The organism is Agrilactobacillus composti DSM 18527 = JCM 14202 (assembly GCF_001436375.1).
In the GTDB taxonomy this organism is placed as follows: Bacteria; Bacillota; Bacilli; order Lactobacillales; family Lactobacillaceae; genus Agrilactobacillus; species Agrilactobacillus composti.
Map to the genome: position 1 here is coordinate 62,859 of NZ_AZGA01000077.1, position 25,455 is coordinate 88,313.

Below are 25,455 nucleotides of genomic sequence, written 5' to 3' on the forward strand. Positions count from 1 at the left end.
TTGTTCAAGTTGCCACAGTTACTTGTTAGAAAGGAACTGGTAAAAATGAGCCGTTTATCCTTGGATACAACCACCGCCGCGGAAAAAACTGCGGCAGCCTTATATCAGTCGGTGCAATTGCGCATGGCCGTCACCCCCACTTCGGTGTGTCCGGTGGAAATCGCCAGCGCATATGCTAAGTTGTGTCACAGCCAAAGTTGTGGCAAATGTGTCCCTTGCCGGATTGGCTTAGGCCAATTGGGCGAACTTTTAGACGAAGTTAAGACTGGTCATGGCTCTGAGGCCACCTTAGACCTGATTGAACGCACCGCTCGCAGTATTAAGAATTCCGCTGATTGTGCCATTGGCTATCAAGCCGCGGCCGAAGTCCTGCGGGATGTGATCGCCTTTCGCCCTGATTTTGAAAACCACTTAGAAAAAGGTTATTGCCTAGCACCCCACCAAGGTATCCCGTGTGTGCGGGAATGCCCGGCCCATGTGGATATTCCTGGCTATATTGCTTTGATTGGCGCCCATCGCAACGATGAAGCCGTACAATTGATTCGCCAAGACAATCCTTTTCCCACGGCCTGTGCCTTTGTTTGTGAACATCCTTGTGAAAATCAATGCCGCCGGAACATCGTGGATAAAAGTATCAATATCCGGGGTTTGAAAACCTATGCGGTGGACAATGCGGCCATTGATATCTTACCCATGCCAAAAGCTGCCCCCACGGGTAAAAAAATTGGCGTCATTGGCGGGGGCCCCAGCGGCTTGACCGCAGCCTTTTACCTGCAACTCATGGGCCATTCGGTCACCGTTTATGAAAAACGCCACCATTTAGGGGGCATGTTGCGTTATGGTATTCCTAGCTATCGCTTAGACCGCCATGACCTGCAACGGGATATTGATTCGATCCTCACCACCGGTGTTCAGGTCCACATGGACTATGACATTGCCAGCGTGGCTGATTTCCAGAAGCTCCAAGCTGATAACGACGCCCTGTACATTGCCATTGGCGCCCACAGTGATAAAAAACTGCGGATCCCTAATGAAGATGCCCAGGGGGTGCTTTCTGCCGTGGAATTACTCCGGGGCATTGGCGACCATAAAATGCCGGACTTCTCCGGTAAAAAAGTCGTCGTCGTGGGCGGGGGCAACGTGGCCATGGATGTGGCCCGCTCTTCCGTTCGCTTGGGGGCTGAAAAGGTCACCGTGGCCTATCGCCGCCGCCAAGAAGATATGACGGCTTTGCCCGATGAAGTCCAAGGGGCCATTGCCGAGGGCTGTGTGATAGCTGAACTCATGGCCCCCATCAAAGTGGAGGTGGATGATCAAGATCAAGCCACCGCTTTGTGGGTCCAACCGCAAATCGTGGGTCCTTACGATCGCAAAGGCCGGCCAGCACCTCGAGATGCGGCCGTGGACCCGGTCCGCTTAGAAGCTGATATCGTCATTGTCCCCATTGGTCAAAACGTGGACAGTGACATGTTTGAAGCTGCTGGCTTACCTCGAAAATGGCAAAATCTAGCGGCTAGTAACGCCACCGACTTCCCAGATAATGCTGGGATCTTCTCTGGCGGGGATTGTGTCACCGGCCCAGCGACGGTTATTAAAGCCATTGCTGCTGGGAAAGTGGCTGCCGCCAATATGGATAGTTATTTAGGGTTCAATCACCATATCCATGCCGATATTGACATTCCGGACCCCCAACTCAACGATCCCGTACCTTGTGGCCGCATGGCGCTCAAAGAGCGACCTGCAGCGGCTCGACGTCAAGATTTTGAAAACATGGCCCTACCCACCAGTGATGAGGAGGCGGCCCAAGAAGCCGCCCGTTGCTTACGGTGTGATCATTTCGGCTATGCTGCCTTTCGTGGGGGGAGGGAAACCCAATGGTAAAATTAACAATTGATGAAACAGTCATGGAGGTGCCAACTGGCACCACCATTTTAGAAGCTGCCCGCAGTCACGGGATAAATATCCCTACCCTTTGTTATTATAAAAATTTAAATGATATCGGTGCCTGTCGGGTCTGTTTGGTGGAATTAAAAGACAAAGACAAGCTGGTCACCGCCTGCAACACCAATGTAGCTGAAGATATGGTGGTGTATACTAACACACCAGCTGTCCGTGAAGCCCGCCAAACCAACGTGGAATTAATTTTAAGTCAGCACCGGGTGGCCTGTACCAGCTGTGTCCGGGGGGGTAATTGCAGCTTGCAGACCCTGTCCAACCAGCTAGGCGCAAAAGAACCCGCCTATCAAGAAGAATGGGCGGACAATCAATGGGATATGACTTTCCCATTGATTCGGGATAACAGTAAATGTATTAAGTGCATGCGCTGCATTCAAGTCTGTGATCATATTCAAAGCCTCCACGTTTGGGACGTCTTATACCCCGGGACCCAAAGCACCATTGGGGTTCATGAAAATAAAGCCATCTGTGACTCTAACTGTTCTTTATGTGGCCAGTGCATCACCCATTGTCCCGTGGGAGCTTTAAGCGAACGGGATGATGTGGGTCGGATGAAAAAAGCCTTGGCTGACCCTAACGTTACAACTGTTGTCCAAATCGCCCCAGCGATTCGGACCGCTTGGGGGGAAGCGTTTGGCTTGACCCCTCAAGAAGCCACTGTCCAACGCCTGGCCACCATTTTGCGGCATATTGGTTTTGATATTGTCTTTGATACGACTTTCTCCGCAGATTTGACCATCATGGAAGAAAGTTCAGAATTCTTAAAATTCATGCAACATAAACAACCCGATGACCTACCCATGTTCACCTCCTGCTGTCCGGGTTGGGTCCGCTTTGCCAAATCCGAATACCCAGAACTCTTGGACCAACTGTCCACCTCTAAATCCCCGCAACAAATGTTTGGGGCGGTCACCAAGACCTGGTATGCCGATAAAATCGGCTTAACGCCAAAACAAATCTTCTCCGTATCCATCATGCCCTGCGTGGCTAAAAAGGCCGAAGCAGAACTCCCCAGCATGACCAGAGATGACGGTACCCCAGATGTGGATTTGGTTTTAACAACGCGGGAAATTACGCGTATGATTAAGAGTGAGTACTTGGATCCGAAAAACTTTGCCGAGAGTCGCTTAGACGACCCACTGGGCATTGGCAGCGGCGCCGGGGTCATCTTTGGCTCCACTGGTGGGGTCATGGAAGCGGCTTTACGGTCAGCTTATTACTTCGTCAATGGTGAAAACGCAGATGCCGACACCTTTAAAGCAGTTCGGGGTGAAAATGGCTGTCGGGAAGTCACCACCCAATTAGGGGGTAAAGACGTTAAAGCCATTGTGGTCAACGGCCTAGCAAACACCCGCCAGTTGATTGAAAACCTGAAGGCTGGCAAGGTTCATTGTGACTTCGTGGAAGTCATGGCTTGCCCTGGGGGTTGTGTGGGCGGTGGCGGTCAACCTATCCATGATGGGGAGGAAATGGCCGCCCGTCGTGCGCCAACCTTGTATCGCCTAGATCACAATGACCAATTGCGCTTCTCCCACGATAATCCATCCATCAAGATGGTTTATCAAGAATACCTTGGTGACCCGCTGTCTGACACGGCTGAGCACTTACTGCACACGCACCACGTGGCTTCAGAACGTTAGAAGTCACCTCAAAGTAACGCTGTCTGTTTTTTCAAGGGGAGGAGATTTATCATGAAAGAAACACCAGCAAAGTGGATTACCAAAACCGCAATTTTTCTAGCCATTTTAATTGCCTTTCAAGCTGTCACTGCACCCTTACAAATGACTTTGATCACTGGTTCCTTAGTGAATTTGACCTTGATCATGACCGTGATTTTAGCTGGTTTGTCCAGTGGCATCACGGTAGCAGCCATTTCACCGATCATGGCCTTCATGGTGGGGATTGGGCCAAAATTATTGCCTTTGATTCCTTGTATCATGGTGGGGAACGTGGTCTTGGTGTTGATTTGGTACTTCGTGGTCATGAAGCTGCGTTTATCAGATATCGTCAAGTACGTCATCGCCACCATCAGTGCCGCAGTGGTGAAGTTCATCGTCTTGTACCTGTTAGTGGTACAAATGATGATTCCATTGCTAGGCATCCCAGCCATGCAAAGTAAACTGATTTCCACCATGTTCTCTTTGCCACAGCTGATCACCGCTTTAATTGGTGGCGTCATTGCAATCTTATTATTACCAATGCTCACCAACGTTGCCCGTAAGAAGGGCTGGAACTAGCGCTAGTCTAAAATAAGCCTATCCCAACGAAATTTCTGGTTGGGGTAGGCTTATTTTTGTTTAAAACAACTTATCACTGTCTGAATTGGAACGGGCGCCGATAAAAATAATTTCAGCGGCCACTAAAAGCAACTGAATGGCCGGGTAGAAAATCAACACCACCACCGTCGCAATAACGTGCAAACTGGCTGTTTGCCAGTGGCTGAGAAAACGGTAGATCAACATGCTGTGAATACTTTGGGCCACGTCTTCATGGCCATTGGCTGCATTGACCTGGGCAATGAGGTAGCTCAAGAGCATATAAGCAAAGGCCCAAAAAGCATAACAGATGGCATAAAAAATCTGGGGTCCCTGGGCCCGCAAATTTTCACCTACCCAAGCGGTGGCCACCGGTAAAAACGAGGTGCTGAACAACCATAAATTATTGGCCCAGTAAATCTTCTTCGTGACAAAATGGGTCTTGGCAAACATGTAGTGATGATTATACCAAGCCACCCCGATAAATAAGTACCCAATGGCATAAGATATCAAGTAAGGTACTTGATGCAAAATCGCCGTCAGTTTCATGGATTCTGGTGTCTTAAATTCCAGGATCATAATGGTTAAAATAATTGCTAAAACGGCATCTGTAAAAGCTTCCACCCGTGATTTGTTCATCAATATCTCTCCCCAATAGACAAGTTATCTTAGTCTAGTAATTGCAGGCCTCATCTGTCAAGTCAGGGCCATCGTTAAAAGACCAACCGCAAAAATTCTGCGGTTGGTCTTTTTAAGCTTTATGGTTGGCCTGCCAAGCTTTGATCTGGGCTAGGCGTTTTTTAAAGCGATCTTCATGACCTTGTTCGGTGGGCTCATAATACACATGGCCCACTAAGGCGTCGGGCAACGTCTGCATGGTGGTCAATTTGTCCTGGGTGTCATGGGCATATTGGTAATTGTCTCCGTAACCTAAGTCAGCCATCAACTTGGTGGGAGCATTGCGTAATTGCAGGGGAACGGGTTCATTGATGGTGTGCTTCACATCTGCTTCAGCGCGGGTCGTGGCTTTATAAATGGCGTTAGATTTAGGGGCCAGGGCCAAATAAGTCACGGCCTCCGTGAGGTGCACGTTACATTCTGGCATCCCCAAAAATTGACAGGCTTGAAAGACATTAATGGCCACATTTAAAGCGTTGGTATCCGCCAGGCCAATATCTTCACTGGCAAAACGTACCAAGCGCCGGGCAATGTATAAGGGGTCTTCACCCCCGGTGAGCATGCGGGTCAGCCAGTAAATGGCCGCATCGGCATCACTATTGCGCATGGATTTATGCAGTGCTGAAATAATATTATAGTGTTCTTCCCCATGTTTATCGTAAAGAAAGGAACGGGTATTCATCAATTGTTCCAAACTCGTCTGGGTCACCGTGACGGTTTGGCCCTGACGTTGGCCGTTGTTCACCGCCATTTCCAACGTATTCAGAGCCACCCGGGCATCCCCGTTGGCAAATTCACCCATAGCTTGAAGGGCTTCGGGGGCCAATTTCACCGTTAATTTGGGAAAGCCCTGGGGATTGGCCAAAGCTTGTTTTAATAACTGTTCAATATCAGCTGCGGTCAAAGGTTGCAGGACAAAAACCTTCAACCGGGACAAAAGCGCTGAGTTGATTTCAAAAGAGGGATTCTCGGTGGTGGCCCCAATTAAGGTAATACTACCCTGCTCCACAAAGGGCAAGAACGCATCTTGTTGGGCCTTGTTAAAGCGATGGATTTCATCCACAAAGACAATGGTCTTCCCACCCATTGCCCGACTGGCGGCGGCATTTTTCATAAGGTCGCGGATGTCCTTGATGCCGCTGGTCACGGCGCTGAAAGTTTTAAAGTCAGCCTGGGTCTGGCGGGCAATGATTTCTGCCAAGGTGGTCTTCCCCACACCTGGTGGGCCCCAAAAGATCATGGAGGGCAATTGATCACTTTCAATGATTTCCCGCAACACCTTGTGGGGACCCAAAAGCTGACTTTGCCCCACAAACTGAGCTAGTGTCTTGGGCCGCACCCGGCTGGCTAAGGGTTCATTATGGGCATTGTTAGCGGCAAATAAAGATTCTTGTTTCAAAGCAAAACACCTTCTCTAAATGATTGGCGTGTTAGTTTATAGCGTCGGAACGTATGTTTATTATAACACGACCCAGCTAAAAAATCCCCGCCCATCCTGGGCAGGGACTTATTTGCTTTAAGAAGCCAATTCACCTGGGAAATATGTTCCTTCCCGGGCCAAAATCCATTGGCTATCGGTGCCTAGTTTCAATAATTGTAAGCCGTTGACGTAAGCCACGGCGTAAACCGGATAGGCCATGTCGGCTTTAGCAACACCCGTGATATTGCCGGCTAGGTCAAATAACGTGACACTTTTAGCCGTCAGCAACCGGCCGGACAAAGGATAGACCTTGACTGGTTCTTGATCGGGCCTAGCAGCGGCTTGGACCACACTGGTAGCTGCGGTTGTGGCGGGCAAGGGCACACTAATGGTGACGGTACTCAAAAGCAGGGCGGCGGCAATTACCAAACGATGCATAATTTTTTTATTGAATTTCACAAAGACACCTCTTAAGCCATATTTTGTTGCTGTTTTAATTGTAGCAAAACCCCGCCCAAAATATTGGCTATCCCCCATAAGCCCTTATACCGCAACACTTTCAGACCAATGATGTTAAATAACGGCCGTCATAAAAAGGCCGAATCAAGTTAAAAAAACTCAATTCAGCCTCAACTTAAATTACTTATGGTCAGCTTTAGCACGAACGCTAAGGCCTTGAATACCTTGGGCATAGGTCCATTGCTTAATCGTGGTCATATCGCCACTTTGATAAAAATCACGGATCAGCTCGTTCCATTCTGCCCATTTGGTTAAAGGTACATTGATCAAACCAGCGCCACCATCGATCATAACTTTATTCGCGGCTAGCGTGGCCGTTCGCTTGTTACCATCCCAAAAAATCTGTTGGCGCATATTGTGATATAACACAGTTAATGCCTTATTCGTGGTGGCCTTTTGTGCATCTGCTAGCAGGTTTTGTAAAAATATGGCCTCGTCTTTTTCGCTCACTGCAGGCGGTTCAAAATAGTCGCCAGCACCCAAATCAACCCCCCCAGAACCAGTCCTTAATTGGCCTGGGTCTAGAGAATCTTCCGCCGCCACGACGGCATTGATTTTTTTCTCCAAATCAAGACTTAATGGTTGCGTTTGACTGGTAATTAACTGCCAGCCCCGTTTCAAATTTACAATTGTCAATACATCTGCAACTGGCACCCCGGCCACACTCATGCCGTCCATAATGGTTTGGGTCTGGGACAAGGTTGTCGTCACGCCTTCAAACCGGGCACTCGTGTGGACGAGTTTCGTAAAATTTGATTTGGCAAAGCGTTTGTTCTCATCAGGGGTAAATTGGTACTGATCTGCAAATTCTACGGTCATGTCAACCCCTCTTTACACATAATCTCTAGTATCTAAATCACACCATCATTTTCCAAATCATTCAAATGTTCATACAAAATCCCATCCCGCAAACCTTGGCGGGAGAAGATCAGGCGGTCTGAATCCAAATGCCGGGTCAATAAGACCAGCGGGGATAAGCCCCCGGCAATGATATCCGCCCGTTCTTTGGACAAACCTGGGATATTTTTGCGGTCGGCCAAATTAGTGGAGATGATTTCATCAAAAATTTCATTGGCCTGTCTAGCGGTCATGCGGAAGCCATGGATATCCCAGAATTGCTTAAAGTGGTCCCGACGGCGTTGAATTTTAGCTAGGGTCCGGTTGGAACCCCCCAAAGCCACGATGGGCATATTCTTGCCCCGGTCTAACCACCACAGGTCATTGTAGACATTTTCCATGGCGGTAAACAGCTTGAACAAGCCACTAGCTGAAATCACATCCGGCTCTAAATAAGCCTCAGTCAAGTTTACTGATCCCAGGGGAATGCTCATCATATTCACGGCCCGGCGGTTTTGAACTAGAATCAGCTCCGTACTGGCCCCACCCGTATCCATGATGACACAATTGACCACGGGCAAGGAATTAATGACCCCTAAATAATCATAGTGGGCCTCGGCACTGCCGGGAATCACTTCCAGATTAATGTCCGCTTCTTTTTTCACCAGCTTCAAAAATTCCTTTTGATTCACCGCCATGCGGGTGGCAGCCGTGGCCACTGCCCGAATCTTTAAGTTCTCTAAGTTCTTATAAGATTGGCGAAAACTCTCCAAGGCCGTTAACGTGCGGTCAATGGCTGGTTGTTTCAAAGTCTTCTCCGGACCCATATTTTCAGAAAGTCGCACCGCTTCTTTTTCAGCCAGGACGGTTTCTGTGGCCCCATCGTCGTCAATTTTGGTGACCGTTAAGCGCACCGAGTTTGAGCCTAAATCTATTACACCGAAATGTTCCATCTGTGAAAAACTCCTCTATTCTGGCTGCTTGGTGATTGGAATAAACTGTCTGGTATTTTGCTTAGGTTCATCTGGATCTGTGGCGGGTTCGTGTTCAAATAAATAATCGGCGATTTCTTCGCGATTGTCCAGCAGATATGCTTGCACATCTAAGCTGTCCAAACCGCGCCGGTCCACATGTTCCCAAGTGTTATCTGGTTGCAAGACCCTAGTCTTAACGTTATCATCCCACATCAAGCCGTAAATATGAATGATTTGCTTGCGAATGTTGTCTTGTAAAATTGGGAATAACAATTCCACCCGGCGACTTAAATTCCGGTTCATTAAATCAGAGCTGGATAAGAAGACTTTCTCCTCACCGGCAGCATAGAAATAATAGATCCGACTGTGTTCCAAAAAGCGGCCCACAATAGAATGCACGGTGATGTTCTCACTGATGCCCGGGATACCTACCCGTAAATTACAAATCCCCCGAACCAACAAGTTGATCTTGACCCCAGCGGCGCTGGCTTCATAAAATTTCTTGATCATCTTGGTATCAGATAAGGAATTCATTTTCATTTGGATAAAGCCCTTTTTACCAGCTTTTACATTGGCAATTTCATCATCCACCCGGTCGATCAAGAAATCCCGGATGCCTTCTGGTGAGATGACTAATTTATGGAAGAACGGTGGCTCGGAGAAGCCGGACAACATGTTAAAGATGTTAGAGGCATCGATGCCCATTTCCGGATTGGCGGTAAACAGGCCCATATCGGTGTACAAACGGGCCGTGACATCATTATAATTCCCGGTGGCCATGTGCATGTAGCGCCGGATGCCGTCTTCTTCCCGGCGGACGATCAAGGTCAGCTTACAGTGGGTCTTCAAACCCACTAAGCCATAAATAACATGACAGCCGGCTTTTTCCAACTCTTGGGCCCAGTGAACGTTGTTTTCTTCATCAAACCGGGCTTTTAATTCCACCAATACCGTGACTTGTTTGCCGTTTTGGGCAGCTTGCTTCAAGTAGGTGATAATTGGTGACTTAGACGACACCCGATACAGGGTCATCTTGATAGCTAACACCGCTTCATCTTCAGCGGCTTGCCGGATGAAATCTACCACGGGCTGGAAAGAATCATAGGGATGGTCCACAAAAATATCACGTTTAGCAATTTCGCTAAAGAGATTCTTATGGCGAATGGCCTTAGGATAGTAGGGTTCAAAAGGCGGATATAATAAGTCTTCGTGGCCTTGGACCTGCTTGATCAGTTTGCTGACAAAGGTCAAATCAATGGGCCCCTTCACCGGATAAATATCATCATCAGCCAGACTCAATTCCTTGACCAGGCGTTTGCGCAGGTGCTTGCTCATGTCGAATTCAATTTCCAGGCGCATGGCTTTGCCCCGCTCCCGTTTTTTCAATTCGCTTTCAATTTCCTTCATTAAATCAGACGCATCTTCATCGGCCACGTCCATATCCATATCCCGAATGACCCGGAAACAAGCCGTCTCTTTGATGTCAAAGCCCACGAATAATTCCCCAATATAGTGCTTGATCACTTCTTCTTGCAAAATAAAGTTGTTGTCAGCATCCGGTAATTTAATGACCCGGGGGAAAACCCCAGGGACTTGTACAGTGGCAAAGGAGCGCTCTTTTTTATCCCCAGGTTTGCTGATCCGCAAAGCAATATTTAAGGTGTTGTTGGCAATAAATGGAAATGGCCGGGATACGTCAACGGCCATGGGCGTCAAGACAGGGTATAGATTCTGATGGAAATAATCATCTAAATATGCCTTTTGCTTCTCAGATAATTGATTCATTTTCAGCAAATGGATTCCCTGTTCTTCTAGCTTAGGCGCTAAAGAGCGGACTAACGTATTGTATTGTTTTTCCACCATCACGTGGGTCTTTTCAGAAATCCGCTTCAACTGTTGTGCAGGGGTCAACCCGGAAGCATCGGTGCCTTTATAATCAACGGAAATCATTTTATGCAAGGAAGCCACCCGGATATTGAAGAATTCATCCAGGTTGCTTTGGGTGATGCCTAAAAAACGCAACCGTTCCAAAAGGGGGTTTTCTTTCGCCCGGGCTTCTTCTAATACCCGATCATCAAAATCTAACCAGCTCAATTCCCGGTTGTTAAAATAACTTGGTTCATCAAAATTCATAGTTTTAACCGTCCTTTCAATTCAGGTTGAACCCCAAAGACTGATTCAAAGAACTCACCCTTGCGCTCAAAGGTCCAACGTTCTAATTCAATATCATCATTGGCAGTGGCTTGGATCACCACTTTTGTAGGGTCTTTTAAAGACACCCGAATGGATTGAATCTTTTGTTGGCGGCTGGCATCTAAAGCGTCAGCCAAGCGCAAAATGGCCGCCAGTTTGGCAATGGTCATCCGTTGTTGAATGGGCAGTTCATCAAAACGGCTCAATTCATTGGAGGGCGTGCTGGAACTGTGATAACGGGCCACGGCAGCGACCATCTTCAGTTCCACATCTGATAGTCCCAAGACCTCCGAATTTTGGATAATATAATCAGAATGGGCCGTATGGTTGTGGTTGTTCACATAAGAGCCCACATCATCTAAGATTGCGGCAATTTCTAATAAAATGCGTTCCTTTTTGGCCATACCATGAATTTTCTTTAACCGGTCAAATAATTGCCGACTGAAATTCACGACAAACTGCTGATGTTGTCGATTGACCCGATAGTGATCGGCCAAATTATAAGCTGAGGTGAGCATCTGTTCTTCTTGTAAAGCCAGCGATTTAGGATTGACCCGTTCATTGACGGCTTGCACAATGATGCCATCAATGAGCTTCAAGGCGGCTACCCACAGGGTCTTTACCTTAAAGTGATTTAAGAGCTGGTCTACTAAAATCATCACGGGCAGCACTTGGGGCACGTCATCTTCATTAATATCATAGCGGTCCACTAGAAATTGGTCGTTGCCATGAACGACTTCCGAATACATTTTTTGAAATTCTTCAATGGATAACTTGACGGTGCGATTGTCACCTTTGATCATGGGTTCAAAAATGGAAACTGATGAGCCCATTAGGATCACATTATGCACTTCGCCAAAATCAGGCAACAGGCGGATAAAGTCCACCAGTTGACTGGCCACATAATCTCGTAAAACCCCCACATAATTGGTGACGGTAGCCTTAACGTCCCGCATGATTTCATAAACCCGCAGTGGTCCTAGTTTTAAATTACGGGAAAAGATGAATTTGCCACTGCTATAAGCGGTCAGCTCCACACTCCCGGAACTGATATCGATTAAAACTGCATTTTTAGCAATGATTTCTGGAAAATCGCCCATATAGGCATTGGTTGCTTGGGAACGAAACAGGGCTTCTTGGCTTTGGCTGAGCCAAGTGATTTGAAAGCCAGTGCGTTCAAATAATTGATCCCGAACAAATTCCCCGTTGTCAGCTTCATGGAACGAATGGGTGGCGTAACACTGAGTTTCCGGCACTTGATAATCCGTTAATAATTGTTGCACTGAAAATAAAGCCGTGCTGATTTCATTGACAGTCTGACTATGAATGACTTTTTCTGAAAAAATATCTTCTCCTAGATCAATATCATAATGCACACTTTCGATGATCTGGCGGCTAGTTATATCGGCTATTTGTAAAAAAATATTTTGGGCGCCGATGACCACTACCGCAATGAGTTTTTGCTTACGAGCCACTGAATACATCTCCCTTGAAGCTTTTTTTATATTGTTAAATAAGTTTTTGCCGTGCACTCCTATTTTACCACGGGAAGCCAAAAAAATTGAGAATTGGTCTATAAATAATTTCACTTGTCAGCCATGATACAATAAGGCTATAAGGGGTGATTTTTTTGAAAAAAGTAAATATTGGCAATAGTAATATTGTGGCTTCAAACATTGGCTTAGGGCTGATGCGCTCGCCGGAACATTCTGACCAAGAAGTGGCTGATTTATTGGATACGGCCTATGAAGCTGGCATTGATTTCTTTGACAATGCCGACGTGTATACCAATGGTGAAGCTGAAAAACGTTTTGGCGCGGCTTTAAAGAAGTCTAGCTTGACCCGAGACAATATCGTCATCCAAACCAAGGTGGGTATCGTCTCTGATGGCAATGAAAATATTCGCTATGATTTTTCAAAACAACATATCTTAGAAGCCGTTAATGGCAGTTTGCAACGGATGGGTCTGGATTATGTGGACATTTTGCTCTTGCATCGGCCTGATCCTTTGTTGGAACCTGAAGAAATCGCCGAGGCCTTCAAGACCTTGCAAAACGAAGGTAAAGTCCGGCGCTTTGGGGTGTCTAATTTCAATCCCATGCAGGTACAATTGGTGCAACAAGCTTTAGATACCAAGCTGATCGCCAACCAATTACAATTGAGTTTGATGCATACGGGGATGATCAATTTCGGCATGCACACCAATATGACGGACCCGGCCTCGTTGAACCATGATGGCAGTATTTTGGAATTCTCCCGCCTGAAAAACATGACGATCCAAGCTTGGAGCCCTTACCAATATGGCTTCTTCGATGGCACCTTCATTGATAATGCCAAGTTCCCAACCTTAAATGAAGTGTTGCATAAAATGGCCCGGAAATATGATACCAATAAAAACGCCGTGGCCGCTGCTTGGATCTTGAGAATCCCTGGCAGCATGCAAGTCATCGCTGGCACCATGAACGCCAAGCGCTTGAAACAAATTGCTGAAGCTGACAAGGTCAAACTCACCGCCCAAGAGTGGTATGATTTGTACTTTGCCGCTGGCAATGATTTGCCTTAAAAACAAGTTAATTTTGGATTGTAAATAATAAGCACGGCTAGTTGACCCGCTGAGAGGCGCTTAACTAGCCGTGCTTATTTGCTTGGTCAAATCTGGCCAAAAACACCTCTGAAAACGGCTTGATATCGGCCTAGTTTTGAAAACAATTTTGTCTCATTTTGTGAGCTGATTCACTTGTGTTTATCGATAAAAAGTCTTACGATTTGGGTGAAATCGTATAAGACACATTTTATTACAGATGCCCTTCTCTTTTCCTGTACGTCAAGAGGTGTTTTGTCATGAATATCTTGGTATGGCTGCGTTATAAGTGGCTTTCAGATCGACGCATGACTTGGTACCATTTCAAAGTTGGTGGAGTTACACCAAAATCAGGTCTTTTAAGGTTTTATAAATTGGGTTTGCGCTTCATTGGTCTCTTATTGTCAGTAGGTTTTGGTCTAGGAATTGTTTTTTTGTGTCGTCGCATCATTGGCCTGACAACCGATTTAAGTTGGATCGCCTATATTACATTACAATATATTATCTACGGTCCAATCGTAGACAGCATGCTGGCGTTAAACGCTGTTAGTAAAGCAGAACTGCCCTTGCTTAAGTCTATTTTAGGGGTTCGACCGGCCCACCTAAGCTTGATAGAATTGGTTTATTATGCGGAATATACTTTCAATCTTTCAGCTTTATCCGATACTGTCATGTTGCTTAGCTGTGCCATTGCATTAAAAACGTCACTTTGGTCAGCTTTATTAATCGCCATTATCAGTCAACCGTTGCGATTTGCCCTGATATTCCTATTCATGGGCATACGCAAAGCCAGTAGTTTCACTCAAAATTTAAAAACCAAGCATAAACCACTAGTCTGGCTGCTTAGTGGGCTACTTGTATTGGCATTTATCTTGCTTAGTTTGCGGTTAACAATTGCTTCTGGCAATTTACCAGCAATTCAGAGCTTCAATTTAAACTCGCTGGGTACTCACCTTATAAATAACTTGAAAACTATTGATTTTACTAGTCTTAGCCTGTATAGCTGGTATCCTGGTACGATGGTGATTCAAATCGCCCTGCATGCCGACTTTTTAGCACTTCTGAAATTAATACTAACCATTGTTTTCCTAAGTGCCTTAGGCTATATCTTGGCTATTTTAAATGCCCGTCAGGAGCAACAACATGTTGCTACAGAAATTACCCCGCTGCTTACAGATGGTGTGCTTTTGCAGCAATATCGCCATAAACTGGGCCTGACTTATACCTATCTTAAAACATTGTTCCTGAATCCTAAATTTACCCGTGGCAAAACTTTTATTGAAATACTTGTCTTTACCATCTTATTGCTAGCAATTGTGACTCGCTTTTCGGATCAGGTCTCACGACAAGCATTGCTATTCATCGGTTTTTTTGCGTTATTATTTTCTAACCGTGCTAGTTTTAAATTGGATAGTCCATTGGTATTTAGCTTGGCAGAGTTGCAAGCCTTCAGCAATATCCCCTTGAAAACATTGTTGGGTCACAAAGTACTGGCCGCATGGTTAGCGCACTACCTAGAAATCGCTGCTGTCTTGATGCTCAGCTGCTTCTGCCTCAATAATGGGCAAGCATTCTTAACCCTTTGGCTTTGGGTCTTGCTGTTATTAGTGGGCAAAACTTGTCTTATCCCCTGGGGCAGCAGTTGTTTAGTCGGCTTATCAACCAGCAATCAACCCAATAACAAGGTCACAGCTAAATCAACAATTTATTTACACCGTTTGAGCACGACGGCCCCCTTATTCTTAGTACTACTTGTACTTTACAATCCCCGTAGTCTGAGCACCCTTACTTTTTTAGGTACCATGGTTAGCTATCTAGTGCTAACCGATGTCATGATTGCGCTTATCTTACGCTTGAGCCAATTGCCAATCATTCAAAACCATAGTTTACGATTACTGGGCATGATCATTATCACCGGTAGCATCTTTGCCCTACCTTTAGTTGGTCTATTTGCACATTTTTATTCGGGCGCAATTGTTTTAATGTTTGGCTTAGTTTGGTTCAGATTACTCTGGCTATGCTTTAACTTAAACCGGCGTAATCCGCTTAGCCCAGCGCTATTACGTCAGCGCCAATTAGTGGGAGGTAAGTCAGCATGATTCAGTTAGATCGAATTCAATTAAAATTCGCCGATAAACTAGTCTTTACGAACTTAACCTGGACCTTCCCCGACACGGGCCTATTCCTGCTCACCGGCCCCAATGGTGCTGGTAAAACCACCCTTTTAAATCTATTGACCACCACCTTGGTCCCAGATGCTGGGGAAATCACCTTTACCAATGAGGCCCAGGATTATTTCATCGTGCCCCACGAGCCTTTTTTCTATGATTATCTAACGGGTGGCGAATTTTTAGACCTAATTTTAAAAACCAGACACGTCTTTGACCGCTTACCCGCCGCCCAGCAACTGTGTGTCCAAACCAACTTAGCCAACGCCTTGGATTATCAAATCATCACTTATTCCTTAGGCATGCGCAAAAAACTGATCCTGATTGCCGGCCTGTTATCCGGGGCCAAAACGATATTTTTAGATGAAGCTTTAAATGGTGTAGACGTGGAAGCCACCGGTATTTTAATGGCCCAAATGTTGCAAACCAGCCGGACCAGCTTAATTATCTTGATCAGCCACGAAACCGAGCTGCGGCCCTACCCCTATACCGGAATTTTAAGCCTCCAAAATGGCCAATTGCAGCAGTTACCAACTTAGTTTGCCTGGGATCTTTTCAATAAATAAGCAGCCACTTGCTGTAAATTGGCACTCAAATGGTCTCGACTTAAGAAGTAAAAATGCCGCAGGTAAGCGGGCGGCAAGACTTCATGGGGGACACCCTTTGGCTTGGCTTGGTCTGAAAGAATAGTTTGCCCCACCCCCAGCTTTAATAGTTGGATGATCAATTCATTGTTAGCCACCTGTAAAACTTTGGCGGGTTTGATATTGGCACTTTGCAAATACATCTTGGTGTAATGGGCCACCCCAGAACCAGGTTCGCGAATCAGCCAAGTCCCACTGGTCAAATCCCCACAGCGGACCAATTGGTCGGCCCCGTACTCGTAGCGGCTCACCCCACTGGTGGCAATGGGTTTTTCAATGAAGCCAAAGTCTAACTTGTGGGCACTGAGCGCTTTTAAAATGGCCTCAGAATTAGCCATGGTGATGTTGAAATCGCCGTTTTGAAATTGTTGGTTCAAAGCTTGGATAATTGGGGGCAGGCGATAAATCCCAAAGGTTTGCGACGCCCCAATTTTCACCTGATACCGGGCTTCAGGAATAGTTTGGCGCATGGTAGTGGTGATACTTTGCCAGTCATCTAGCAATTGATTCACCTGGCGATACAACACTTTGGCCGCTTCTGTGGGCTGGATATCCTTGCGACCTTGGCGCTGGAATAGTTTTTGGCCGAAATATTTTTCCAGCTGTTGGATATGACTGGATACCGTGGGCTGGGCAATAAACAATTGCTGGGCCGCTAAGGAGAAATTTTGAACCTCGTAAACCATTTTAAACGTTGCTAGTTGTGTAAACATACCGCACCACTTTCATCAGAAATCATAATAGTTATTATCAAAATTATCTATTTTCCTTATAGTAAACCATCTGATAGACTGAAACAATCAGCTAACGGAGGTTTATTATGTCAAAAGTCAAAAACGTTTTGCCAGGCTTGGGGTTGAGTCTGGTCATTGCCATCATCGCCCAATTCATCGGCCGCTTCATCCCCAGTCTAGGGGCCGCTACTATTTCTATTTTATTGGGGATCTTGTTGGGCAACACCCTCTTCAAACAACCAGGCCTACAAGCCGGGACGAAATTTTCAGAAAGTAAGTTGCTGGAATATTCCGTCATGTTGCTGGGGGCCACCATCACCTTTCAAACCATCAGCCATATCGGCTGGCAAGGTGTCCTCTTCATTTTATTACAAATGAGTATCACCATTTTAGGGGCCATCTTCATTGGCAAGAAATTAGGTTTCGGCGAAGGCATCACCTTACTCATGGCCGGGGGCAACGCGGTGTGCGGTTCCAGTGCCATCGCCTCCATTTCCCCGGTGATCGAAGCCGAAGATGAGGATAAAGGGATGGTCATCACCTTAGTGAACCTCATGGGGACCGTTTTGATGCTGACTTTGCCAGTCATTAGTTTGGCCATGTTTGGCAGCAACTTCTTATTACGGGGCGCCTTGATTGGTGGGACCTTGCAGTCCGTAGGCCAAGTGGTGGCCAGTGCTAGTATGGTGAACCAAACCACGGTGCAATTTGCTACCTTGTTCAAAATTATGCGGATCATGATGTTAGTGGTGGTGGTCTTCATCTTTGGCCGCTTGCATCAAAATAACATTCAAAGTGAATTAGAAGCTGGGGCTAAAATCAGTGAAAACCGCACCAAAGGCCATTGGTTGCCCTGGTATGTGGCTGGCTTCTTAGTCTTATGCGTATTGAACAGTGTTTGGCATATGCCGGCTATCCTCAGCGGCGGCGCCCATTTATTGAGTTCTTGGTTTGAAATCATCGCCTTGGCCGCCATCGGCTTACGGTTGAACCTAGCCGCCTTCTTAAAAGCCGGCAAGCGGTTTGCCATTTACGGCCTGGGTGTGGGCAGCGTGCAAGTGGTGTCCGCCTTAGTGCTCATCACCGTATTTTTAAAAGTTATCGCGTAACAAACGAACCCTTGGGCCAGTCAGGCTACAAGGGTATTTTTATAAAATTTATTTAGCACTCACTTAACACGAGTGCTAAATGGTGTTACTATGTAGTTGTTAAAGAGAGCAGGAACTAAGAGGTCAAGCCTCAGTTCCCCGTCGTCAATCAGCCGCCTTTTAGCCAAACAAAGAAATTTTTGAAAGGAAGTTTTGGACTATGGCTAATGAAATGATGCGTCGTCGTAACTTAGATTGGGGTATGGATCCATTCTTTGAGAACTTAGGAGATCGTTTCTTAGGCTCTATGATGCCAGAAATGATACAACAAAAGGACTTAAAGACTGATATTCAAGATACAGATAAAGCTTATATCGCTATGATTGATTTACCTGGCGTCGACAAGCAAAACATTCATATGAATTATGAGAATGGTGTTTTGAACATCAGCTGCAAGAAAGATGACTTCACGGATCACGAAGATAAACATGGCAATTTGATGTTGTCTGAACGGACTTCTGGGTCCATGAGCCGGAGTTATCGTTTGCCTAATGTGGACCAAAGTCAAATCTCCGCTGAATTCAACAACGGTGTTTTGAAGGTTACTTTGCCTAAGACTACTGAAGTCCAAGGCAGTGGGAATATTGAAATTCAATAAGTTCCCCACGATTTCAATTAAATAATTAATGGATTCAGTAACGAATATCTATTGATACCAAAAAATCCAGGAACGCCTCCTCCGACGTTCCTGGATTTTTTATGCGCTCTGGTTAGTCATCGTCCAAACTCATCTCGTTCATTTCCAGCTCGATGTTATCTAAAACCTCATTTTCGCTTAAATACGTGATCCAAGCGTCCCGTTGGTCACTTTTGATGCTGGCTTGTAATTTCTGATATAGGTCGGTGATGACCCCATCGTATAATTTTTCGGCATTTTGTTGGATCTTGTAAGGCGTTAGCTGTACCCGCTCTTTGCGGGCTTCATTTTGCTCAGTCAATTTGGCGGTGACTTTTTCCAGATAAATCGTTTCGATATTGCTTTGAGCCTGCACATAACTTTTGAATTCTGCGGTGTTCATAAGTTGTCCCCTTTCCTAACGGATGAAAGTTAAATAGTAACAAACTGCCGCCACGGCCTGGCCGGCATGGATCGTCCCGTCTTTGACCCCAGCGATGATATCTTCAAAGGCTACCAGGTTGGCGTTGACGAACTCGTCGTGATCAAAGTCCTGCTTACCCCGCTGGTGAGGATCGATCGTCCCTAAAACCAGGGTATTGAACTCACTATTGAAGCCTTCGCTGGTGGTGACTTGGGTCATCTTTTGGGGATTGGTTAAAGTGTAGCCCGTCTCTTCTTTGACCTCCCGCACTGCGGCGGCTAAGGGGGTTTCCCCGGCATTGATCAACCCAGCCGGTAAGGAATAAGCCTCCCGGTTCACCCCCGCCCGGTACTCCACGTTCAATAGGGCCTGGGTCTTGTCCGGGGTCAACGCCAGGACCACTACCGCATTCAAATGTTGCACCACATCCCGTTCCACGGTCAAACCGTCGGGGGTTTGAATTTCTTGTTGGCTCACGGAAAAAATGCGGCCTTTAAAGACTTCTTGATTGGTTAAAATCTTGCCAGTTTTAGTTAATTTTGGCAGCATAGTTGGCCTTCTTTCTGAATTTATGGACACCTTCTATTATACGACAGCTACACCGCAATTGTGGGGCGGCTTTTGTAACCACTAAAAAAGCCCTAGAACCTGAACGTTCTAGAGCGCGAATTTTAAGCCATTGTTTTTTGGCCAATGGGTAATCCTTTGGCGCGTTGCCCCAATTTGGTGGTGTTCAAAAGTAAGGAACTGGCCACCACAGATAAGGAACTTAAGGCCATCCCTAACCCGGCCAATTCCGGACTGAGGACCAACCCCAGAGCCGCAAATACGCCGGCAGCCACGGGGATGCCTAAGGTGTTATAGATGAAGGCCCAAAATAGGTTCAAGCGAATCCGATTGAAGGTCTTCTTGGCCAAGGTCAAAGCCGTGACCACATCCATTAAGTCATTTTTAACCAAAACGATACCGCCGGACTCGATGGCAATATCCGTACCCGAGCCCATGGCAATGCCCACATCGGCAGTGGTCAAAGCCGGGGCATCATTGATACCGTCCCCCACAAAAGCCACTGGGGCGGTTTGTTGCAACTTGGCCACCGCAGCGGCCTTGTCCCCAGGTAATACGTCGGCAATCACTTCATCAATGCCCACTTGATCGGCCACCGCTTGGGCCACCCGCTGGTTATCCCCGGTGAGCATCACCGTCCGCAGGCCCTGTTGTTTCAAAGCCGCCATGGCAGTCGCCGAACTAGCCTTAGGGGCATCTTGAATGGCAATCAGGCCAATGGCTTTCCCGGCCACCCCTACGATCACCACGGTCTTAGCGGCCTGTTGCAGGTCAGCCATGGCTTGGGCCAGTTTAGGTGGCAAAGGCGTGGTCAATAGTTTGGCATTGCCAATAAAGGCAGCTTGACCCTTAACTTGGCCGGTGACCCCTTGACCAGCCACGGCTTGAAAGTCCCGGACTGGTTCAACGGCAATCTTGGCAGCCTTAGCTTTGGCTAAAACAGCGGCGGCTAAAGGATGTTCCGAAGCTGCTTCTAGGCTAGCGGCATTTCGCAAAACCGCCGGGGCATCCCCCACAATATCCGTCACTTTAGGTTGCCCCTCGGTGATGGTCCCGGTTTTATCAAAGACGATGGTCTTCACGGTATTGGCCGCTTCTAAGACTTCGCCGTTTTTGATCAAAATCCCTAATTTTGCACTGCGGCCGGTCCCCACCATCAAAGCCGTGGGGGTGGCAATACCCAAGGCACAAGGGCAGGCAATGATCACCACTGACACGGCGAATAACAACGCCGTGACGGCACTGGCCCCTAGGAAAACATACCAGATCGCAAAAGTGGCAATGGCGGCGATCAAGACCACGGGCACGAAGATATCGGCAATTTTGTCCACGGTCTTTTGAATCGGCGCATGGCTGGTCTGGGCCTTTTTCACCATTGCGACAATTTGGGCTAAGAGGGTATCGTCCCCCACTTTGCTGGCCTTAAACAAGAAACTCCCCTTGCTATTCATGGTGGCACCAATGACCTTGTCCCCAGTTTTTTTCAAAACAGGCATGCTTTCGCCGGTGACCATGGACTCGTCCACCGTGGAACTACCTTCAATGATCTCACCGTCCACGGCAATTTTTTGCCCCGGCCGGACCCGGATCACGTCCCCCACTTGCACTTCGGCCAAGGGGATCCGGACACTTTGGCCATGGCGGATCACTTCGGCGTCTTTGGCCTGTAAATCCACCAATTTTTCCACGGCACTGGAAGCGCTGGCCTTCATGCGTGTTTCTAAGTACTGGCCTAGTAGAATGAAGGTGATGACAAAAGCGGCACTTTCAAAGAACACCGCCCGTTTGGTGAGCAGGGCGTAAACGGAATATAGATAAGCGGTGACCGTACCAATGGCCACTAGGGTATCCATGTTGGCGTGGTGATGGCGAAAACTGGCCCAGGCGCTTTGCAAAAAGGGCCAAGCGGCCACAGCCATAATGGCACTGGTCAATCCAAACTGACTCCAAGCACCGCCGGGCAACATGAAGCCAAAGGGCATCCCCACCATATTTACCAATAGTGGTAAGGAAAAGACCAGGGCAAAAATAAAGCGATTGCGAACGCTCATCATTTGATCACAACCTTACCGTGGACCATATTCATGCCACAACTGAATCTATAGGTTCCAGGTTTGCTTGTATCAATGGCAAAGCTTTGGACTTCATTTAAAGGCAAGTTGGCTTTGAAATGGAAATCCTGGGACTGGACTTGGTCTAAGCAGCCCACGTCACTGATGCGCTTGAAGTTGAGTTGGGCGGGGATGCCTTGTTTCAAGGTAATGGTTGCGGGTTGATAGCCGCCGTTGACGATAATTTCTGTTTGTTGTTTGGTCATGATATAAAACCTCCATTGTGATGTTGTGCATTTATTGGGTAGTGACGCTTATTTAATAATTAATTGGCCATGAAACATATTCATGCCACAGGCGAATTCGTAATTGCCGGGCTTGGTGGTGTCAATGGCAATGGTATGGGCCTGATCTTGGGGTAAGAAATCATTGATCCCCATGTCCGGAAAGACCACATGGTCCAAACAAGTGGATGGGTCTTTACGTAAAAAGGTCAGCTCGGCCGGTACGCCTTGCTTTAAGACCACGGTTTCGGGGGAATAACCCCCACTGACGACGACTTCCGCGGCTTGGGTCGCATTTTGAACTTTGGCAGTGGTCGTAGCGGTGGTATGTTTACCGAAGAACCACCACACAATAAAGCCAATCAAGCCCACAGCGCCAATCAATACCATAATTTGTGTCATAATTTGCCTCCTACGTTTACATTTGTAAACCAACATAATTATCGTACACCTCAGTGTTTACATTTGTCAACGCTAAAATCATATTTAAATCTGGGGATGCAAAAAACGCCGCCAATACACCATTTCGGTGTGATTTGGCGACGCTAATGTGGCTTACTGGTTTTATAAAGCAGCCATTGATTGACACATGTTCTGTTGGACAAGTCAGAGGTCGTTAGACTTGCGCTTGTTCTTGTAGGAATGCATTATCAGGACACCGTTGGCGACGATGCCCAGTAGCAAAACGACGTAAAAGGGGATGTTGTAGTTTTGATCAGTGAACATAGGCAAAACCAGCATTATCAAAAAAATAACATTGGTGACACTAGCCCAGCGATACACAATTTTCTTATCTACCATGTCATCTTCCCCTTTCGGCTGAGTTTTAATCAATGCCAATTTTGAATTACGAATTTCTTTTTCTTAGCTGATACAGTTTAATGCAGCTCAGCCCGAAAAGTACCACTAATATACTGCCGCCAACGATCAAAGCGGCCAGCTTCAGCGGATTCGTGGGAATATGGAAATTTAGACCGTACATAAAACCCAGGAATAACGGAAAAAGTATACCGGCTCTATACCGATTTTCAATAGCATGTTTATTGGCCATGAGAGCTACCTCACTTTCTTAAAGATTCCAAGAAGTTTACAAAACTTAAACGACAACAGGGCTACTTTTAAACGTTATTACTTAGTATCAATCTTATGCTCGGTTATCTAGGTGCCCGATAAATTAGATTGAAAAAGAATTCCATCCAACCACGAAATAAAATATAGACCATACTTGGTTTTTTCTTGCTTTTTTTGTCTTTCATCTGTTACGCCTTCTTACTCGCTATGCCAGACACCAAGGGTTAATTTTCACAGGGCTTTGTCCAAATATCATTTGGTAAAGCCATCCCAAAGCAAATCATAAATAACTAAGAATGCCGCAAGGGCACTGGCTAACTTCAACTGTTTCTGCGCAGCCTTATTCTTCTTAATCGCCAAATTAATCAAACCAATGCTTAAAATGAGTGCTGGGAAACCGATAAGTTTTAAAATTGATTGCATTAATAAATTCATCCTTAATTTTCTGCCATTAAACTTACAAGAATCGTCGTTAATTCAAGCTATTCAGCCCCACCACAATGCTCTCTAGAAAACCAACTGCAAAGGCAAGTGTGATAATGAACCAAACACCGTATACCTGCCAAGTTTCAGTGAGTTTTTCTTTCACAAAGACTCCCTCAATTCTTGGTTCACGCCTATTATAATATGGAATGGTCTGATATAGTGAATATTTTATTTAACGTATGGTTTTTTGGAATAAACGCGACTTAAATCAACGTTTTGATTATGCGTTTTACGGTACATACACCGTCTTCCTGTATGCTCATTTATTGGTATAATAACTACCAAGCATTAAATTACTTGGAAGAGAGGTTTTCACAATTTCAGATACTATTAATCCATTAGTTATTTCAACCCTGACTTCATCTAAAGGTAAACAACATTTTCCCTTTACCCACTCACCTTTACCCCTGGGTATGGGTATCCTAATAATTCTGGAGAACATGTCCTATGCATTATCTTAGCCCCCTGCAAGGATATCTCTGGGACACAGGATTATTATTGGTAATATTGACTGTTTACTTCCAGCTTAAGGCGCAGTTAACCATCAGAAAATTTCTTTTATATTGCTTACCCTTGGCTCTATTTCTGGCTTTATTCAGCTATTATCTGTCAGATTGGATCTACAGCATCCTCATTCTTATTCAAGTTCTAGTCAATCTAAAAAGAAAAATACCGATTTTTTCATTGAACACAATCTATTTGTTAGCCGTCACAATTGTAATGTTTATTCTTGGTAATGCTATCACGCTAGTCACAGCAGAAATTCGGTTTTGGACTACCGGCGGCACCTCTGAACTTACACCAACAAATTTCGGTATCGCCCTAGATGTTAGTCTGATTATGCTTATGCTATCGTTGCTATACTCGATTAACAGATATCACGTCAAGTTGTCGACACTAGCCAATATGCTCGCTGACGAAAATGTATTGAAACCTGTGATTTTATTTTTAACGTTGCTCTTAGCAATGGAAGAGGTAGTCTCCGTTGTCTCAGTCCAATTAAGAATTGCAGGAACTTTTTTGGCAGTAATCATTATTTGCTTTGTGATCTTCACGATTCTAACTATTGTTTTGATGTATTATTTTATCATCAGTTACCGACGTAGCTTACGGGCTAAACAAGAAGCAATTGAAAAACAGCAACAAGAAACATATTTGAATCAAATCGAAGCTAACTATAACGAGTTGCGCCACTTCCGTCATGATTATCAAAATATCCTAATCTCTTTACAGGGTTATTTGCTGGCTGACGACGTGGATAAAAGTAAAAAGTATATTCAAGAAACATTGAATGAAACAACATCAGCAATCGACTTAGAGCATAAAGCCTTCATGAATCTACCTAAGTTACAAGTGCCGGGGATTCGACAGTTATTATTTGAAAAAATAAAACAGATTCTTGTGCTTAAAATTGCGGTTAGTCTAGAAATCGATCAAGCTATTGTTACCTTACCTGGGTCACAGATTAATTTAGCTCGAATTGTTGGTATTCTGATGGATAACGCAATCGAAGCAACTAAGCTAGCGGCTAATCCAGAAATTCATATCGCAATCATAAAGTATTCTGAGGATGCCTATGAATTTGACGTGGAGAATACACTAATTGATCCAGTCATTGATATAACTGAATTGTTCCAGGAGGGCTATTCCACCAAACATGATCACAGCGGACTTGGCTTAGCAAACGTCAACAAATTAGTCCAGGATTCGGAAACGTATAGCCTCGAAGTTACTAAGCATACTGACACTATCCGCTTTAGTTTGATGATGCAAAAGTAACGTTCAGTTGCGATACTTGTTAATTTTAATGAGTGTCGTTTTTTTGTGCCAATTTAAATTTAAAGTTCCA

Annotated in this window: 24 protein-coding genes; 9 read left to right on the top strand and 15 right to left on the bottom strand. The window is 45.8% G+C overall.

The window, feature by feature from the left end; translation table 11 throughout:
• Positions 1-45: 45 nt before the first annotated feature.
• The 3 genes from FC83_RS12800 to FC83_RS12810 are packed head-to-tail and all read left to right on the top strand — an operon-like array spanning position 46 to position 4,193.
• The gene (locus FC83_RS12800) at positions 46-1,881 is read left to right on the top strand and encodes an NAD(P)-binding protein (protein ID WP_057002851.1); all 1,836 of its coding nucleotides are present in this window, start codon (positions 46-48) and stop codon (positions 1,879-1,881) included.
• Complete coding sequence (locus FC83_RS12805) at positions 1,875-3,596, top strand: [FeFe] hydrogenase, group A (protein WP_057002852.1); 1,722 nt, start codon at positions 1,875-1,877, stop codon at positions 3,594-3,596. The genes FC83_RS12800 and FC83_RS12805 overlap by 7 nt, the downstream gene beginning before the upstream one ends.
• Positions 3,597-3,647: 51 nt before the next feature.
• Positions 3,648-4,193 (top strand): ECF transporter S component, encoded by a 546-nt coding sequence (locus FC83_RS12810; RefSeq protein ID WP_035451981.1) that lies wholly within the window; start codon positions 3,648-3,650, stop codon positions 4,191-4,193.
• Between the two features lie 60 nt (positions 4,194-4,253).
• Here the strand turns inward: FC83_RS12810 and FC83_RS12815 are convergent, their stop codons facing one another.
• From FC83_RS12815 to FC83_RS12845, 7 genes are all read right to left on the bottom strand, one after another.
• Complete coding sequence (locus tag FC83_RS12815) at positions 4,254-4,850, bottom strand: TMEM175 family protein (RefSeq protein ID WP_035451980.1); 597 nt, start codon at positions 4,848-4,850, stop codon at positions 4,254-4,256.
• A 112-nt stretch (positions 4,851-4,962) separates the two neighbouring features.
• The gene (locus FC83_RS12820; protein WP_035451978.1) at positions 4,963-6,288 is read right to left on the bottom strand and encodes a replication-associated recombination protein A; all 1,326 of its coding nucleotides are present in this window, start codon (positions 6,286-6,288) and stop codon (positions 4,963-4,965) included.
• A 117-nt stretch (positions 6,289-6,405) separates the two neighbouring features.
• Entirely contained in the window at positions 6,406-6,768 is a 363-nt protein-coding gene (locus FC83_RS12825; RefSeq protein WP_152537714.1) for a hypothetical protein, read from the bottom strand.
• 180 nt (positions 6,769-6,948) lie between these two features.
• Positions 6,949-7,647, bottom strand: a complete 699-nt coding sequence (locus tag FC83_RS12830) for a Fic family protein (protein ID WP_057002853.1) — start codon at positions 7,645-7,647, stop codon at positions 6,949-6,951.
• Between the two features lie 32 nt (positions 7,648-7,679).
• The gene (locus FC83_RS12835) at positions 7,680-8,618 is read right to left on the bottom strand and encodes a Ppx/GppA family phosphatase (RefSeq protein WP_057002854.1); all 939 of its coding nucleotides are present in this window, start codon (positions 8,616-8,618) and stop codon (positions 7,680-7,682) included.
• A gap of 15 nt (positions 8,619-8,633) precedes the next feature.
• Complete coding sequence (locus FC83_RS12840) at positions 8,634-10,772, bottom strand: RNA degradosome polyphosphate kinase (protein WP_035451974.1); 2,139 nt, start codon at positions 10,770-10,772, stop codon at positions 8,634-8,636.
• On the bottom strand, positions 10,769-12,307 hold the full coding sequence (locus tag FC83_RS12845) for a Ppx/GppA phosphatase family protein (RefSeq protein ID WP_236700841.1): 1,539 nt from the start codon (positions 12,305-12,307) through the stop codon (positions 10,769-10,771). The genes FC83_RS12840 and FC83_RS12845 overlap by 4 nt, the downstream gene beginning before the upstream one ends.
• 155 nt (positions 12,308-12,462) lie before the next feature.
• On the opposite strand from FC83_RS12845, the gene FC83_RS12850 reads away from it, so the two are divergent.
• The 3 genes from FC83_RS12850 (at position 12,463) to FC83_RS12860 (ending at position 16,120) form a co-directional block, all read left to right on the top strand.
• Positions 12,463-13,395 carry an aldo/keto reductase gene (locus tag FC83_RS12850; RefSeq protein ID WP_057002856.1) on the top strand — a complete coding sequence of 311 codons (933 nt, stop codon included), beginning with the start codon at positions 12,463-12,465 and terminating at the stop codon, positions 13,393-13,395.
• Between the two features lie 278 nt (positions 13,396-13,673).
• Positions 13,674-15,512: a hypothetical protein gene (locus FC83_RS12855; RefSeq protein WP_057002857.1), complete on the top strand. Its 1,839-nt coding sequence runs from the start codon at positions 13,674-13,676 to the stop codon at positions 15,510-15,512.
• Positions 15,509-16,120 carry an ATP-binding cassette domain-containing protein gene (locus tag FC83_RS12860; RefSeq protein WP_057002858.1) on the top strand — a complete coding sequence of 204 codons (612 nt, stop codon included), beginning with the start codon at positions 15,509-15,511 and terminating at the stop codon, positions 16,118-16,120. The genes FC83_RS12855 and FC83_RS12860 overlap by 4 nt, the downstream gene beginning before the upstream one ends.
• On the opposite strand, the gene FC83_RS12865 is transcribed toward FC83_RS12860, so the two are convergent.
• The gene (locus FC83_RS12865; RefSeq protein WP_035451966.1) at positions 16,117-16,938 is read right to left on the bottom strand and encodes a LysR family transcriptional regulator; all 822 of its coding nucleotides are present in this window, start codon (positions 16,936-16,938) and stop codon (positions 16,117-16,119) included. The genes FC83_RS12860 and FC83_RS12865 overlap by 4 nt on opposite strands.
• A gap of 107 nt (positions 16,939-17,045) precedes the next feature.
• Between FC83_RS12865 and FC83_RS12870 the strand changes: the two genes are divergently transcribed.
• Both FC83_RS12870 and FC83_RS12875 read left to right on the top strand, forming a co-directional pair.
• Positions 17,046-18,068 carry a YeiH family protein gene (locus FC83_RS12870; RefSeq protein ID WP_035451963.1) on the top strand — a complete coding sequence of 341 codons (1,023 nt, stop codon included), beginning with the start codon at positions 17,046-17,048 and terminating at the stop codon, positions 18,066-18,068.
• Positions 18,069-18,267: 199 nt separating this feature from the next.
• Entirely contained in the window at positions 18,268-18,705 is a 438-nt protein-coding gene (locus FC83_RS12875) for an Hsp20/alpha crystallin family protein (RefSeq protein WP_035451960.1), read from the top strand.
• Positions 18,706-18,817: 112 nt separating this feature from the next.
• Here the strand turns inward: FC83_RS12875 and FC83_RS12880 are convergent, their stop codons facing one another.
• From FC83_RS12880 to FC83_RS17120, 7 genes are all read right to left on the bottom strand, one after another.
• The gene (locus FC83_RS12880; protein WP_035451957.1) at positions 18,818-19,126 is read right to left on the bottom strand and encodes a hypothetical protein; all 309 of its coding nucleotides are present in this window, start codon (positions 19,124-19,126) and stop codon (positions 18,818-18,820) included.
• 15 nt (positions 19,127-19,141) lie between these two features.
• Positions 19,142-19,696, bottom strand: coding sequence for an NUDIX hydrolase (locus tag FC83_RS12885; RefSeq protein ID WP_035451955.1), 555 nt, complete (start codon positions 19,694-19,696; stop codon positions 19,142-19,144).
• A gap of 122 nt (positions 19,697-19,818) precedes the next feature.
• On the bottom strand, positions 19,819-21,765 hold the full coding sequence (locus tag FC83_RS12890; RefSeq protein ID WP_082622594.1) for a copper-translocating P-type ATPase: 1,947 nt from the start codon (positions 21,763-21,765) through the stop codon (positions 19,819-19,821).
• Positions 21,765-22,031 (bottom strand): cupredoxin domain-containing protein, encoded by a 267-nt coding sequence (locus tag FC83_RS12895; RefSeq protein WP_035451953.1) that lies wholly within the window; start codon positions 22,029-22,031, stop codon positions 21,765-21,767. The genes FC83_RS12890 and FC83_RS12895 overlap by 1 nt, the downstream gene beginning before the upstream one ends.
• 48 nt (positions 22,032-22,079) lie before the next feature.
• Complete coding sequence (locus FC83_RS12900) at positions 22,080-22,451, bottom strand: cupredoxin domain-containing protein (protein WP_035451951.1); 372 nt, start codon at positions 22,449-22,451, stop codon at positions 22,080-22,082.
• A gap of 204 nt (positions 22,452-22,655) precedes the next feature.
• On the bottom strand, positions 22,656-22,850 hold the full coding sequence (locus FC83_RS12905; protein WP_035451948.1) for a hypothetical protein: 195 nt from the start codon (positions 22,848-22,850) through the stop codon (positions 22,656-22,658).
• Between the two features lie 522 nt (positions 22,851-23,372).
• Entirely contained in the window at positions 23,373-23,543 is a 171-nt protein-coding gene (locus FC83_RS17120; RefSeq protein ID WP_156405605.1) for a hypothetical protein, read from the bottom strand.
• A gap of 1,083 nt (positions 23,544-24,626) precedes the next feature.
• Here FC83_RS17120 and FC83_RS17250 point away from each other — a divergent pair.
• The gene (locus tag FC83_RS17250) at positions 24,627-25,385 is read left to right on the top strand and encodes a GHKL domain-containing protein (RefSeq protein WP_161633789.1); all 759 of its coding nucleotides are present in this window, start codon (positions 24,627-24,629) and stop codon (positions 25,383-25,385) included.
• The last annotated feature ends 70 nt before the right edge of the window (positions 25,386-25,455 follow it).